Origin of the sequence: Streptomyces sp. LaBMicrA B280, from assembly GCF_049222185.1 — a bacterium.
GTDB lineage: Bacteria > Actinomycetota > Actinomycetes > Streptomycetales > Streptomycetaceae > Streptomyces > Streptomyces murinus.
Genome location: NZ_JBMJCT010000064.1, coordinates 184,109 through 197,967 on the forward strand (window position 1 = coordinate 184,109; position 13,859 = coordinate 197,967).

The 13,859-nt window shown below is 73.9% G+C and carries 14 protein-coding genes; 1 reads left to right on the plus strand and 13 read right to left on the minus strand.

Annotated elements, in window-relative coordinates:
* Window positions 1–6: 6 nt before the first annotated feature.
* The 12 genes from ACLF5H_RS35265 to ACLF5H_RS35320 form a co-directional block, all read right to left on the minus strand.
* Window positions 7–714 (minus strand): indole-3-glycerol-phosphate synthase, encoded by a 708-nt coding sequence (locus ACLF5H_RS35265; protein WP_421680072.1) that lies wholly within the window; start codon window positions 712–714, stop codon window positions 7–9.
* Window positions 711–1,379 (minus strand): N-(5'-phosphoribosyl)anthranilate isomerase, encoded by a 669-nt coding sequence (locus ACLF5H_RS35270; RefSeq protein WP_421680073.1) that lies wholly within the window; start codon window positions 1,377–1,379, stop codon window positions 711–713. The genes ACLF5H_RS35265 and ACLF5H_RS35270 overlap by 4 nt, the downstream gene beginning before the upstream one ends.
* Window positions 1,376–2,074 carry a transglutaminase-like domain-containing protein gene (locus ACLF5H_RS35275; protein ID WP_421680074.1) on the minus strand — a complete coding sequence of 233 codons (699 nt, stop codon included), beginning with the start codon at window positions 2,072–2,074 and terminating at the stop codon, window positions 1,376–1,378. Before ACLF5H_RS35275 ends, ACLF5H_RS35270 begins: the two co-directional genes overlap by 4 nt.
* 46 nt (window positions 2,075–2,120) lie before the next feature.
* Window positions 2,121–3,260, minus strand: a complete 1,140-nt coding sequence (locus ACLF5H_RS35280; protein ID WP_421680075.1) for an acyl-CoA dehydrogenase family protein — start codon at window positions 3,258–3,260, stop codon at window positions 2,121–2,123.
* Complete coding sequence (locus ACLF5H_RS35285; protein ID WP_365199969.1) at window positions 3,260–3,634, minus strand: ectoine synthase; 375 nt, start codon at window positions 3,632–3,634, stop codon at window positions 3,260–3,262. Before ACLF5H_RS35285 ends, ACLF5H_RS35280 begins: the two co-directional genes overlap by 1 nt.
* Window positions 3,621–4,466, minus strand: a complete 846-nt coding sequence (trpA, locus tag ACLF5H_RS35290) for a tryptophan synthase subunit alpha (protein WP_421680076.1) — start codon at window positions 4,464–4,466, stop codon at window positions 3,621–3,623. The genes ACLF5H_RS35285 and trpA overlap by 14 nt, the downstream gene beginning before the upstream one ends.
* Complete coding sequence (locus ACLF5H_RS35295; RefSeq protein WP_421680077.1) at window positions 4,459–5,493, minus strand: anthranilate phosphoribosyltransferase; 1,035 nt, start codon at window positions 5,491–5,493, stop codon at window positions 4,459–4,461. The genes trpA and ACLF5H_RS35295 overlap by 8 nt, the downstream gene beginning before the upstream one ends.
* 2 nt (window positions 5,494–5,495) lie before the next feature.
* Window positions 5,496–5,759 (minus strand): acyl carrier protein, encoded by a 264-nt coding sequence (locus tag ACLF5H_RS35300; RefSeq protein WP_421680078.1) that lies wholly within the window; start codon window positions 5,757–5,759, stop codon window positions 5,496–5,498.
* A 1-nt stretch (window position 5,760) separates the two neighbouring features.
* Window positions 5,761–7,227, minus strand: a complete 1,467-nt coding sequence (locus ACLF5H_RS35305; protein WP_421680079.1) for an AMP-binding protein — start codon at window positions 7,225–7,227, stop codon at window positions 5,761–5,763.
* A gap of 212 nt (window positions 7,228–7,439) precedes the next feature.
* Complete coding sequence (locus tag ACLF5H_RS35310; protein ID WP_421680080.1) at window positions 7,440–7,991, minus strand: hypothetical protein; 552 nt, start codon at window positions 7,989–7,991, stop codon at window positions 7,440–7,442.
* Window positions 7,919–8,779, minus strand: coding sequence for a hypothetical protein (locus tag ACLF5H_RS35315; RefSeq protein WP_421680081.1), 861 nt, complete (start codon window positions 8,777–8,779; stop codon window positions 7,919–7,921). Before ACLF5H_RS35315 ends, ACLF5H_RS35310 begins: the two co-directional genes overlap by 73 nt.
* The gene (locus ACLF5H_RS35320; protein WP_421680082.1) at window positions 8,776–11,613 is read right to left on the minus strand and encodes a DEAD/DEAH box helicase; all 2,838 of its coding nucleotides are present in this window, start codon (window positions 11,611–11,613) and stop codon (window positions 8,776–8,778) included. The genes ACLF5H_RS35315 and ACLF5H_RS35320 overlap by 4 nt, the downstream gene beginning before the upstream one ends.
* Before the next feature lie 171 nt (window positions 11,614–11,784).
* Here ACLF5H_RS35320 and ACLF5H_RS35325 point away from each other — a divergent pair, with 171 nt between their 5' ends.
* Window positions 11,785–12,078 carry an antibiotic biosynthesis monooxygenase family protein gene (locus tag ACLF5H_RS35325; protein ID WP_421680083.1) on the plus strand — a complete coding sequence of 98 codons (294 nt, stop codon included), beginning with the start codon at window positions 11,785–11,787 and terminating at the stop codon, window positions 12,076–12,078.
* Window positions 12,079–12,177: 99 nt separating this feature from the next.
* Here the strand turns inward: ACLF5H_RS35325 and ACLF5H_RS35330 are convergent, their stop codons facing one another.
* Complete coding sequence (locus tag ACLF5H_RS35330; RefSeq protein WP_421680084.1) at window positions 12,178–13,815, minus strand: FAD-binding oxidoreductase; 1,638 nt, start codon at window positions 13,813–13,815, stop codon at window positions 12,178–12,180.
* Between the last annotated feature and the right edge of the window lie 44 nt (window positions 13,816–13,859).

The window sequence follows — 13,859 nt, forward strand, 5'->3', positions numbered from 1 at the left end:
GAGCGGTCAGCGCGGGCACCTCCGGGTGCCCAGCGCGGCGTCGAACTCGGCGCACCAGGCCGCCAGGTCGGGGGCCCGCAGCAGTTCCGTGCCGATGAGCAGCCCGGCGAAGCCCTCGTCCAGGAGACGGGCCGCCATCGCCGGGCCGGTGATGCCGCTCGCGCTCACCGGGTACGGGGTGCCGGTGCCGAGCAGCGCCGGCAGCAGCGCCCGGCCGCGGTCCGGATCGCCCGGACGGCGCTCACGGGTGGCGATGTCCTTGTTGTTGACCGCGACCACGCACTGCGGCCCGCGCGTCACCATCGCCGCCTCCGCCGCGTCGGCGACCTCCACGAAGGGGGTCAGCCCCAGTTCCAGGGCACGATCGGTCAGCCGGCCCAGCACCGCGGCGGGCAGCACTCGCGCGGTCAGCAGGACCGCGGAGGCTCCCAGGTCACGGGTCCGCTCCAACTGGCGCCCGCTGGTGACGAAGTCCTTGCGCAGCAGCGGCAGCGAGGTGCGGGCGGCGACTTCGCGCAGCAGGTCCTCGGTGCCGCCGAACCAGCGCCCGGTGACCACCGAGAGACAGGGCGCGCCCGCGGCCTCGAAACGTTCCACCGTCTCGGCCACATCCCGGCCGCCCAGCAGATCGCGACCGTCGGCGTCCCGCAGTTTGACCTCCATGACAAGCGGCCGGGCGGCGGCCGTCAGCGCGTCGGTGAAGGGGGCGCTCATACGGTCCTCCAAGCGTGGACGACGGCCCGCGCGCGGTCGGCCCGCAGCGGCCCGTTGCCGTCGCGTGCCGCCGAGTCGACATCGATACCGAGGAAGCGTGGATGCGCACGGGTCTGCGCGAAGTCGCCCGCGTTGTCCGCGCGCAGACCGCCCGCCAGCAGGAACGGCAGGCCCGTCCGGTCGGCGAGCGCGACCACCGCCGCGTCCGCGAGCGGCTCGGCGGTGCTGCCGACCCGGCCGTCCGCGGTGGCCGTGTCCAGCAGGAAGCAGTCGGCACCGGCCCGTTCGTACGCCCCGGTCAGCCGCTCCTCCAGACACACACCGTCGCGCAGATGGAGCACCTTGACGATCTCCAGTCCCGGCGGTCCGTCCCGGCGCAGCGCGCCCACCGTGCCCGGGGGCTGGAAGCCGTGCAACTGCACGCCCGGCAGCCGGGCCGCCGTCACTGCCGCGAGCAGCGCCCGGGTGTCGGAGGAGAACGTGACCAGCATCGGCCTGAGCCCACCGCCCGCGAGGGCCAGCGAGGCCAGGTCGGTGAGCCGGGCGGCGGTCAGCTCCGCCCGGCCGCCGGGCACACCGTGCCACAGGCCGACGAGATCAGCCCCGGCCGCCGCCATCTCCGCGATCTCGGCCTCCGTCGTGGCCCCGCAGAACTTGGCGATCACCGCTCGGCCGTCAGCGGGACGGCCTCCCCGACCAGCGAGCCCTCGGTGAACCCGGCGCCGTCCGCGCTCATCAGCCGCGGATGGGCGGCCCTCAGCTCCTCGACGACCCGCTGGTAGGGAAGGTCGTCGAACTCGCCGTGGAGGCGCAGGAATTCCATGTGCCGGCGGCCCCGGAGGTCGAAGGGGTGGTACAGGCTGTCGGCGGTGCCGTCGAAGTCCAGCGGCGCCAGCCCGTACAGCCGGCACAGCGCCTTGTTGAACACCGGGGTCGCCCGCACCCATCGGCCGTCCAGCCGGACCGAGACCAGACAGTGCATATGGAAGACATCACCGCCGATCAACCGCTTGAGCCGCTCGGAGGCCAGGTGGTTGCGTACATCGGCGAGGACCAGTCGGGCCGGGATGCCGAGCGAGCGCAGACCGGCCGTGTAGAGCACCGACTTGTGCAGGCACATGCCGGAGCCGGTCCGCGCCACCGAACTGGCCCGCAGCCCGGTACGGGACAGGTCCGCCCCGTACACCTCGTAGCGGACACGGTCGCGCACCGCGTGGTAGAGCGCGACCGCCCGGGCGCGCGGGGTGGTGGCCGACGTGGGCAGCGCGTCGGCCACGAAGTCGCGGACCTCGGCCGCGTCATGGTCGAGGAAGGCGGTGGCGCACAACGTGCCCTCGTCCTCGTGGTGTTGGGTCGTCACGGTGGGATCTCTCCGAATTCATGGGTCAAAAGGCCCGGGCGGCCGGTCACAGGCCGAGCAGGGCCGCGATGCGGTTGCGCTGGATCTCGGAGGTACCCGAGTAGAGGGTGGACCCGACCGCGTTGCGCAGCTCGGCCTCGACGCCGTACTCGGCCATGTAGCCGTTGCCGCCGAAGATCTGCACGGCCGCCAGGGCGGAGGCGACGTTCGCCTCGCTGGTGACGAGCTTGGCCATGGCGATGTCCCGGGTCACGTTCGCGCCGGCCGCCAGCCGTTGCGCGGTGCCGTACAGCCAGTGCCGGGCGGTCTCCACCCCGATCTCCATGTCCACGATCCGGTGGGAGACGGCCTGGTTGGTTCCGATGGGCCGGCCGAACTGCTCGCGGGTCCGTGCGTAGCCGACACATCGCGTGACGCGGTGGCGCATCTCGCCCGCGTTGACGATGAAGGAGCACAGGATCTCCCGGCGCATCACATGGTCGAGTACCAGGAATCCGCCGCCCGGCGGCCCGATGACGTGGGACGCGGGCACCCGGCAGTCGTCGAGGAACAGCTCGCCCAGGGGCGAGGTGCGCAGCCCCAGTTTGGCGACGGGCGTGCCGACCCGCAGCCCCGGTGTGCCGCGCTCCACCAGGAACGCGGTCACACCGAGCGGGCCGGGCCCGTCGCCGGTACGGGCGTACACCGTGAACAGGTCGGCGACCGGCCCGTTGCTGACGAAGGTCTTGCTGCCGTTCAGCACGTAGTGCTCGCCGTCCCGGACCGCCCTGGTCCGCATGGCCAGGGCGTCCGAACCGCTGTCCGGCTCGCTGATGGCGTGGGCGCCGATCTGCTCGCCGGAGCAGATCGGCGGCAGGTAGCGCTCCTTGAGGGCCTGCGAGCCGAAGCGCTGGAGCGGCACCCCGGTGCTCACCATGTGGGTGCAGACCGAGAAGCTCAGCCCGGCGTCCCGGCAGCCCTCGCCGAGCCCCTCCAGCACATACATCGTGGTCAGCAGCGACTGCCCGAGGCCGCCCCACCGCTCGGCGAAGGGCAGCCCGAGGATGCCGGTCGCGGCCAGCGTCCGCCAGTTCTCGTACGAGAACGAGGCATCGGCGTCGCGTGCGATGTGACCGGCGTTGAGCTTCTCCAGCCAGGGCGCGATGCCCTCGCGCAGTGCCCGCTGGTCCGCGGTCCACTCGATCATCAGTAGTGGGAGTAGCCGGACGAGTCGAGGTCATGGCGTTCGTCCCCGCGCAGCGCGGGGGTGAACACGCAGACCAGGCGCAGGTCCTCCGCGGGGTGTGCCACGAGCCAGTGCGCGTCGTGCCGGTCCAGCGAGTACAGCGTGCCGGGGGTGATCGGGTGGACGGTGCCCTCGGCGTCGATCACCTCGCCGGTGCCCGCTATGCAGTAGCAGCTCTCCACATGGTTGCGGTATTCCAGCCGGGACTTGGTGCCCGCGCGGACCGTCGTGTCGGTGACGGTGTACCCGACGCCATCGCTCAGGGTGAGGAAACGGCGGCTCAGGCCGTTGCCCCAGTCGACGCCGGTGGTCTCTTCGAGGTTACGGACGATCATGGGTGTCGTTCCTTTCTTCAGGTTGTCCGGTGAGAGCGCGGGCCGGGGCGCGCAGTCCCCGTACGAAGGAGCACAGCTCCGCGACGGGATCGCGCCCCAGCACGCGGGCCTGTTCGATGCGGGCCACCCCGGCGCTGCCGACCACGGCGGCGTCGGCGCCGAGCGCTGCCACGCGGGTGATGTCGTCGGCCGTTCTGATCCCGAAACCGACGGCCACCGGCGCGGACGCGGTGGCCCGCAGGGTGGTGAGGACCTGTCCGAGCCGGTCCCGGTCCAGGGCCGCGGTGGTGCCGCTGCGGCCGTAGTGCGCGACCAGGTACAGATACGCGGAGGCGAGGTCCGCCGCCTCGGCCAAGGTGCCGGGGCCGGAGACGGCATAGCAGGTCGTGACGAGCGGCAGCCCCGCCCGGCGCACGGCCTCGTAGTGGGCCGCGCGCAGCCGGGGCGGTAGCCCGTGCAGCAGCAGCCCGTCGCAGCCGGCGTCACGGACGGCGGCGGCGAAGTCGGCGGGGGCGGTGCCCCGGACGGTGTGGCTCCAGTCGGCGAGCAGCGCGATCCGCAGTCGGCGCAGCCCCGGCCGCGCCGACGCCACGGTGTCCAGCACGCTCCGCAGGGTTGCCCCGTCGGCCAGGGCCCGGTCGGCGGAGGCCCGGACGACGGGCCCGTCGGTGGCCGAGCCGGGAAACGGCACGGCCAGTTCGAGGCAGTCGACCTCGTTCTCGTCGAGCATGGCCATGAGGTCGGGCAGGGTGTCCAGGGGCGGGTCACCGGCATGGAGGAACACCGCGAGTCCCGGCCGGCCGGGCCGGCGGTGGGCGAAGAACTCAGGCATGGACGGCCGCCCCCGACCGGAGCCGGGACAGCAGGTCCAGGGCCCGGCCGTCCCGGATCGCCGCCCGGGCCGCCTCCAGCGCGGCATTCCAGTCGCCGGTGACCTGCCCGGCCACCGCCAGCGCGGCGGCGTTCAGGGCCACGGTCTCCTCCGCCACCGGGGTGCCCCGCCCGGACAGCACCTCCCGGAAGCAGGCCACCGGATCGCCGTCCGGCGGCCGCAGTTCGTCGATCGAGCCGGGACGCAGCCCGAGCCGGGCCGGATCGAGCACGAACTCGTCCTCCAGTGCGCCCTCGCGGGTGTACACCCGGTTCGGCAGGAAGCTCAGCAGCTCGTCGGCTCCCGCCCCGTTGACGCACAGCCACACCGAGCGGGTGCCGCCCCGTGCCAGATACCCGGCGGCATGCCGAAGCCCGGTCACCAGCCGCCGGTCGGCGACGCCGGTGAGCTGCGCCCGAGCCGGCAGCCGGGCCAGGAAGGGGCCGAGCGCGTTGACGAAACCGCCGAGCTGCCTGATGTCCAGCGGCAGCACGCTGCGGGTCAGCAGGCCGAGTTCGGCCGGGTAGACGAAGGCGCCGGTGAAGGCGATGCCGTGCGTCTCCAGGGACGCGTGGGTCTCCTCGTACGACGCGGTCAGCGGAATCCCGAGACGCTCCAGCAGGTCGACCGAGCCGAGAGCGCCGGTGTAGGCGCGCGAGCCGGTCTTCACGACCCGGACGCCCATCGCGGCGGCGACCATCGCGGCGGCCGTCGAGATGTTGAAGGTGCGTGGGCCCCCGCCGGTCCCGACGATGTTGACCGCGGCGCCGATGTCCTCGGGCACGCCGGCCGGCTGGTTCTCGGCCAGCGAGTCCAGGAAGCCGGTCAGGGTGATGCGGTCGGGAAGCCGGGTGGCCAGCGAGGCGAGCAGGGCCACCGACTCGCCCCGCCGCAGCCCGCCCTCCCGCAGCCGCTCCCAGAACGAACGCCAGACCGGTACCTCCACGGGCCGCTCCTGCCGGAGCAGCGTGGTGACGGCTTCGTGCACGGCTACACGCTCTTCGTCGGCCGGGGCGACGCGTGGGTGATGAACGCGTCGATGGCCGCCACCGTGTGGAAGGACTCCGGCCGCAGCTCGACCGTATCGGTGTCGATCCCGTAGCGGTCCTCGATCCAGGCGATCACCTTCAGCAGCCCCAGACTGTCGATCACCCCGTTCGTCAGCAGGTCGTAATCGGCGTCCAGTTCCGCCGGGGGCACGTCCGGCAGGAACTCCTCGACCACGAACTCCTTGATGGCCTGGGCGTAAGGCATGTCAGCTCTCCTTCGTGAAGTGGACTCGTACGGCGCGCTCCCGGTCGACCTTGCCGGTGGAGGTCCGGGGCAGCGGCTGGTCGGTGGTCAGCAAGGCCGTGGGAATCGCGGCCCGGGGCAGTCCGCGCGCCAGATAGCCGCGCAGGGACAGGCTGTTGACCCCGGTGCCGGGTTCGCGGCGGGCCACGGCGCGCAGCGTCCGCCCGGCCACCGGGTCGGGCACCGCCAGCACGGCGGCCTCGGTGATGTCCGGGTGTGCCAGCAGCCGGTTCTCGACCTCCTGCGGGTTGACGCGGACGCCGCGGACCTTGACCTGGAAGTCGACGCGGCCGACCAGGGTGAGCGTCCCCTCGGCCGAACGGCGCACCAGGTCGCCGCTGCGGAACCAGCGCCGGCCGTCCGCTTCTTGGGGGTGCCGGACGAACGCGCCGGACGCGGCGGCGTCGAGGTAGCCGTCACTCTGGAAAGGAGTGGAGACATACAGTTCCCCGGTGCCCGGCCCGTCCAGCACCCGGCCCCGCTCGTCGACGAGCAGGGCCCCCACACCGGGCAGCGGCCGCCCGAGCGGCAGTGGGCGATCCGGGTCCGGGGTGTCGCGCAGTTCGTACAGGAAGCTGTCGTTGGTCTCGGTGCAGCCGTAGACGTTGTACAGGCGGGCGCGGGGCAGGAGTTCCGGCAGCGCGGCCAGGACCGGGAAGGGCATCGTGTCGCCGGTGAAGACCGCGTGCCGGACGGACGGGAGGGTACGGCCCCCGGCGCGGGCGGCGTCGGTCAGCAGCCGGTAGAACATGGGCACCGACTGGACCACCTCGGGCCGCTCCCGCTCGATGAGGTCGAGGAGGCGGCGGCCGTCGGTGGCGCGGTCGGCTTCGACCAGGACGACCCGGCCACCGCGGGCGAGGGCCGTCCACACATCCAGCAGGCACACGTCGAAGTTCAGCGGCGCGTAGTTGAGCACGGTCGTACCGGGACCGATGCCGAAGGCGTCGCCCGCCCAGACCGCGAAGCGGTCCAGCGCGGCACCGGACAGCGGCACGATCTTGGGCACTCCCGTGGATCCGGAGGTGGTGAGCAGCAGCGCGGTCCCGGTGAGGTCCGGGCCCCGGGAGGGGCGGGGCGCGGGCGTCCGGCCCGGAGCGAGCACATGGCCCACCCCCGCCTGTTCGTAGAGCCGTTGCGTGACGTCCGCGCCCAGGTCCGGTGACGGCAGCAGCAACGGGCGTCGGGCCAGCAGACAGCCCAGGACCAGGGCGACGGTCCGGGGCGACTTGTGCGCGGGCAGGGCTACCGGGTCGTCGCCCGGCAGCGCGGCGATCCGGTCCCGTTCGCGCTCCGCGCGGGCGAGCAGTGCCCCGTAGCCGACCGAGTGCCCCCGCCAGACCAAGGCGGTCGCCTGCGGTGTCCGCCGGGCCTGGTCCACGAAGTCTTCGACGAGCGGCCGCGGCCCCGCGATGGCGGTCCTCTCCACGATGCCTCCTTCCGGTCCGCGCTCCGCCGTGATCCGGCGGACGCGCTGATCCCCATGGTGGTTTCGGCACCTGGAGGCTCGATGGAGCCTGGCTCGGCGGATGGGCGCACGGAAGACGGCGGACGACGGCGGACGGGCGCACGCAAGACGGCGGCCGGTCCGCGTCCCCGGGCGGGGAGCGGGCCGGCCGCCGTCGGCGGGTCGGACGGCGGTCAGCCGTCGAGGAGTTCGGCGAGCGTCAGGGCGGGGTCGTGCCTGGGGGGCCCGGCGGGCCACCAGGTGCCGGACCGCTTCCGGTACGGGTACCAGCGGGCGTCGCGCCCGTAGCGCAGCTGCAATCCCCGCTCCGGCAGTGTCCAGCGGTTGTCATGGACGACGAGTTCGGGCAGGTCCTCGTCCTCCCAGCCCGTCGAGAGCGCCGTGCGCGCCCGGGTGAGATCGGGCCCTTCCGGCTGCCAGGCCTCCTCGAACACCGTCAGCCCGGCCGCTCCGCCCCACCGCCATGCCTCGGCCGCCCGGTCCAGCTCGTCCGGCCGGTCGCAGGACTCCCGCAGCCGCGCGGGCACCCGGGGATCGGGGTGGGTGGCGGCGATCCGTACGGTGTCCTGCCACCGGTCGAGCGGCCGGGGCGGCTCGTCGCCCGCGCCCAGGATGTACGCGAGGAGTTCCCTGGCGCGTACCGCCGCGTCGGTCACCAGCCGCTCCAGCGGATCCGCCTCGATGCCGCTGACCGGCTCGGTGCCGGCCTCCGGCGGTTCGGGCAAGGGCGGGAGCGCCGGGAGGGGGCCGCCCGGGACGGGGTACGCCGCGGCGGGCGGCGGCACCGCGGCGGCCGGACCGTCCGCCGCACGACGCTCTTCCGATCCGGACCGTCCGCCGCTTCCGCGTCCTTCGGGCCGACGGCGCCGCCCTCGCCGGTGTCCTCTTCGTCCTCGGCGTCCCGTCCCTCGGCCTCCTCGGTCATGGCCCGCAGGAGGAGGACGGACTTCAGCTCCTCCAGCGCCGTCGGCCACTCCCGGCCGCGCACCAGCAACAGCAGGTGCGGTTCCTCGTCGAGCAGCCAGGAGAACTGGTAGGCGAGCGCGATCGCGTGCGCGCACGGGTGGTCCGGCTCGTCGCAGCCGCAGTCCGGGTCCAGCTCGCCGTACCCCGGAAGCAGCCCCAGCCGGGCGTCCTCCGCCGCCTCCAGGAGATCCGGGGGCAGTTCCCCCGCGAGCAGCGCCTCGGTCTCCGCCGGCCGGTCCGCGGTACGTTCCCAGAGCGCGTCCCACTGCTCGTCGTCCAGTTCCGGAAGCCCGAGGGCCACCGTGTACGGTTCCTCCGCGCCGTCGTACACCTGGGCCGCGACGCGACCCGGGCCGACCGTGAGGGGGCCGAGGCGGCCGGAGCGGGCGACGGTCCGCCCCTTCTTCAGCGGCTCCTCCTCGGGCCAGCCGTCCTCCACCGAGTCCGTCCAGGCCCGACTCCACCAGGACTGGCCGCGGACCCGGCCGCCCTTGCGGGGCGGGAAGGCGGCGAAACCGCGGGCCCGGTCGTCGTGTCCGCCGCTCATCCCGCGCTCCTCAGCGTCACCAGGTTCGCCAACTCGTCGTTCCCGAGCCGGCCCAGTGCCTGCTCGCCACTGCCGACGACCGCGTCGGCCAGCTCCCGCTTGGTCTCCATCAGCGCCGCGATACGGTCCTCGACCGTGCCCTCCGCGATCATCCGGTGCACCTGCACCGGTCGCGTCTGGCCGATGCGATGGGCCCGGTCGGTCGCCTGGGCCTCGACGGCCGGGTTCCACCAGCGGTCGTAGTGCACGACATGGTCGGCCCGGGTCAGATTGAGGCCCGTGCCGGCCGCCTTCAGCGACAGCAGGAAGACCGGCACCTCGCCGTCCTGGAAGCGGCGGACCATCTCCTCTCGCCGGGGCAACGGCGTGCCGCCGTGCAGCAGTTGGGCCGTGATGCCCCGGTCCCGTAGATGCCGCTCCAGCAGCCGCGCCATCGCGACGTACTGGGTGAAGACCAGCGCCGCGCCGTCCTCCGCCAGGATCGTGTCCAGCAGTTCGTCCAGCAGGGCCAGTTTGCCGGAGCGGCCGGCCAGCTTCGGCTCCTCCTCCTTGAGGAACTGCGCGGGATGGTTGCAGATCTGCTTGAGACCGGTGAGCAGCTTGAGGACCAGACCGCTGCGGGCGATTCCCTCGGTCGATCGGATCTCGGCCATCGTGGCGCGCACCTGCTCCTCGTAGAGGGCGGTCTGCTCGGCGGTCAGCGGCACCGGGTGATCCGTCTCGGTCTTGGGCGGCAGTTCGGGTGCCACGCCCGGGTCGGACTTGCGGCGGCGCAGCACGAACGGCCGGACGAGATCGGCGAGCCGCTCGGCGGTGGCGCCGGGACCCTGCCCGGCGCCCGCGGCCGACCGCTCGGCCTCGATCGGGGCGATCCAGCGGCGGCGGAAGCGGCCCTGGGTGCCGAGCAGACCGGGTGTGGTCCAGTCGAGGAGGGCCCACAGCTCGGAGAGCCCGTTCTCCACGGGGGTGCCGGTGAGCGCGATCCGTGCGTGCGCGGGGATCAGCCGCAACGCCCTGGCCGTGGCCGACGACGCGTTCTTCACATGCTGGGCCTCGTCGGCGACGACCATCCCCCAGCGGTGCCCACCGAGCCGCTCGGCGTCCAGGCGCATCGTGCCGTAGGTGGTCAGCACGAAGCCGTCGGCCACGCCCTCGACGCCGCGGCCGGCGCCGTGGAAGCGGCGCACGGCGGTGCCGGGGGCGAACCTGCGGATCTCCCGCTCCCAGTTGCCGAGCAGCGACGCCGGGCACACCACGAGGGTGGGGCCCCGGCTGCCCGCGTGCTCCTGGCGCAGCAGATGGAGCGCGATGAGCTGGACCGTCTTGCCGAGGCCCATGTCATCGGCGAGGCAGCCGCCGAGACCGAGCGAGGTCATCCGCGCCAGCCAGGCCAGTCCTCGCGACTGGTACGCGCGCAGGGTCGCCGCGAGCGCGGCCGGCTGCTCGACGTGCTCCTCACCGGTGGAGTCGGCCAGCAGCGTGCGCAGGGCGCGCAGCCAGGGCCCGTCGGTGACGGCCACCTGCTCTCCGTCGATCTCCGCGTACCCGGTGAGGGCGACCGCGAGCGTCTCCACGGCGGTGAGCGAGGGCAGCACCCGGTTCCGGGCTTTGCGCGCGAGTTCGGGACCGACGAACGTCCACTCGCCGCGCACCCGTACGACCGGTCGTCCCGCCGCGGCGACGGCCTCCGTCTCCGCCTCGGTGAGCGACTCGCCGTCGAGACAGAGCTGCCAGCGCAGGTCGACGGTGCCGTCTCCGCCGAGGAAGGAGCGCATGTCGGCGGGCGGGGTGCGGTCCGCGCCCACCGCGGCCCGCGCGGTCAGCCGCCGCCGTGCCTCGTCAGGCCAGCGCACGTCGACGCCGTGTGCGCGCAGCCGGGCCGCCGCACCGCCCAGTAACTGGCCGAACTCCTCGTCCGTGAGGTCGAGTCGGCGTGGCACCGGCAGCAGCCGGGCGAGCGGTTCCCACACGGTGGCCGCGCGGCGCACGGCGCGGACGGTGTCGGCCTGGGCGACCGGCCCCAGCGCGTGCGGGGCGCCGTCGAAGAGGTCGGTGGCGGTCAGTTCCACGGTCGGGTCGGCGAGGTCGGACACCAGGGGAACGACCTCGCCGACCGGCGCGCCGTCCGCGCCTTCGGCCAGCCGTACGGAGAGCGAGACCCGCACGCCGCAGTCCACACCGACCGCGATCTCCTCCGCCCAGGACCGCAGTTGCGGCACGTGCTGGGGTGCGGTGGCGGCGAACGCGGCCCGGCCGGTGGCCGCCTCGGCGGCCGCGGTGCGCGGCAGCGTGTCGGCGACGGCGTCCACGAAGGCGCGCACCACCTCCACGAAGGCGCGCAGCACCCGGTCCGCCGGGGGCGGCAGCGCGGTTCCGGGCGCGGGCACCGCGAGGGCCTCCGGCGGGGCGGCGGCCGACAGTTCGCGCAGTCGCAGCATGTCCGCGGGGTCGAGCGGGCCGGCCCGCCAGGCGTCGTGACCGCCGTCCGACACGCCGGGGAGGAGCCGTTCGCGGGCCGCCAGATGGAGCGCCAGCGCGGTGGCGGCGCCCCAGAAGGCCGCCGCGCGGTGTACCCCGTCGCCGCCGTACTCGCGCCGGGCCAGGGCCAGGACAGGCAGCGCGTCGGCGACGGACAGCCACAGCACGGGGACCGGGTGCCGTCCCCGTGCCGTGACAAGCCCGGCCTCCGCCGGGACGGCGCCGGGGAGGGTGGGCGGGTCCCCGCCCTCCGGGTCCCAGAAGGCCATCCGCCCGGTACGGGCCGGGTCACCCGGCTCGAAGGCAACCGCGTACCGCGCCAGCCGTCCGGCGTGCTCACGCGCAATCCACACCATGGGTCCCGCTTTCCACATTCCTGATTTCGCTGTTCCGGTCTTCCGCGTCGCCGCGGTCCCGTCTTCCGTCTTCCGCTCCTGGCCGCGCGGCCCAGCCGTGTTCCACGGCCATTCGAGTGCCGTCTGTGACGGTGGCTGTGCCTTCCGGCCTCTTCCAGAAAGGAACTCTCCGTGATCACACTAATCAACCGGTTCGAAGTCACCGGATCCGTCGAGGAGTTCGAGCATGCCTTCGACGGCACCTCGGCGTTCTTCGCCGCCCAGCCCGGCTTCGTCCGCCACCGCCTGCTGCGCCACCTGGACCGCCCCGGCCACTACGTCAACGTGGCCGACTGGGAGGACGAGCGCTCCTTCCAACAGGCCCTGCGGCGCCCCGAGTTCGCCGCACACCGCGCCGCGCTCCGCGCCCTGAGCCACAGCGACCCGGAGCTGTACACCACGCACCTGGAACGCGTGCCGTCCTGAGCGTCCGGACAGCCCGGGGAGGGGGGGGGGGGAAAACACCCCCCCCCCCCCCCCCCCCCCCCCCCCCCCCCCCCCCCCCCCGCCGAGCCGCCGACCCGGTCACCCGGGTCGTACGCCCAGGTCGTGCCCGAACACCTGCCGCGGGTCCCATACGGCCTTGATCCGCCGGAGCCGCGCGTAGTTGTCCTTGTAGTACAACCGGTGCCAGGGCACGCCCGAGGTGTTCCACTCGGGATCGGCCATGTCGAGGTCCGGGTAGTTGATGTAGCACCCGTCGGCGCCGTCCCGCCCCGGCACCGGTACACCGCCCGTCGTGGCGAACACGTCCCGGTACATGCGCCGCAGCCAGCCGATGTTCTCGGTGTCGGCCTCGGGGTCCTGCCAGGTGTTCATGAAGATGACGTTCACCACCGCGTCCCGGTGCGCGGTGGCGGTCGCCGCCGACGGCACGGCATTGATCCGGCCGCCGTACGACTGGAGCGAGACGCTGGCCGCCTGGCTGCTGTGGTCGGCGCTGTCGAGGTGGGTGAACAGGGCGTCGATCTGCCGGTCGGACAGGGCGCGGCGCAGATAGGCGGACTTGATCTTCTGCCGCCCCTTCTCCATGTCCTGGGACTCGGCGAGTTCCGTGGTCGCGGTGAACCAGGGGACCCGGGTGACCCCCTGGGTGTACGGCGTCACGCCGACGCCCTCCGTCACGGCGGCCACGTACCGCTCCACCAGCCGCTCGGCGTCCGGCAGGGCGGCGTCGAGATGGGTGAAGCTGATGGCGCTCTGGCCGGGGTCGTTCTCCCGCAGCCGGCTCAGCAGCACCAGTCCGCCGTACAACCCGGTGTACGGGGACCCGGCATGGCTGTTGCGCTCGTGCCAGCGGCCGAAGTTACCGACCAGCCGCCGCACGGCCGCCCGGTCCATGCCCTCGCGCGGGAAGATCACCGCGCTGGTCAGGATGTCGGCGGGCGGGCGCGGGAGCAGCCGGGCGGGGTCGTCGCCGGTGGCACCGGGGGAGCGGAACCAGTAGCGGGTGACCACGCCGAAGTTGCCGCCGCCACCGCCCGTGTGGGCCCACCACAGGTCGCGGTGCGGGTCCCCGGCCTCGCGGGTGGCGATCACGGCACGGGCCCGGCCCGCCGCGTCGGCGACGACGACCTCGACGGCGTACACATGGTCCGCGGCGAGACCGAAGCGCCGGGACAGCGCCCCGTACCCGCCGCCCGCCACATGCCCGCCGATGCCGACGGTGGCGCTGGCACCGCCGGGCAGGGTGACGCCCCAGGTGTCGTACAGCCTGCGGTACACGTCCATCAGCCGCGCACCGGACTCGATCATGACGGCACGCATCCGCGGGTCGTACGCGACGGCGTTCATCTCGCCGAGGTCGATCACCAGCCGTACGGCCGGGTCGCCCACGAAGTTCTCGTAGCAGTGGCCGCCGCTGCGCACCGCGACCCGTCGGCCGGACCGGGCCGCCTCGCCGACGGCACGGACCACCTCCCGCGTGCTCGTGGCCACACGGAAGGCCGCCGGACGCGCGGTGAACCGCTTGTTGCGGCCGCGCGTGGCGAGTACCTCGTAGCGGGGGTCGCCCGGGGTGATGTCGGCGCAGTCGGCCGGTCCGGGGCGCGGGTCCGGCCCGGCGGCCGCGGCCGGGGCGGTGCTGATCCCCGTGCCGAGGAGCCCTGCGGCCCCGGCGGTGAACGTACCGGCGACGAAGCGCCGGCGGCTCGGAGTGCTCATCGTGTCCCTTCCCCATGGGCCGCGCCGTGCGGTGTACGACTCCT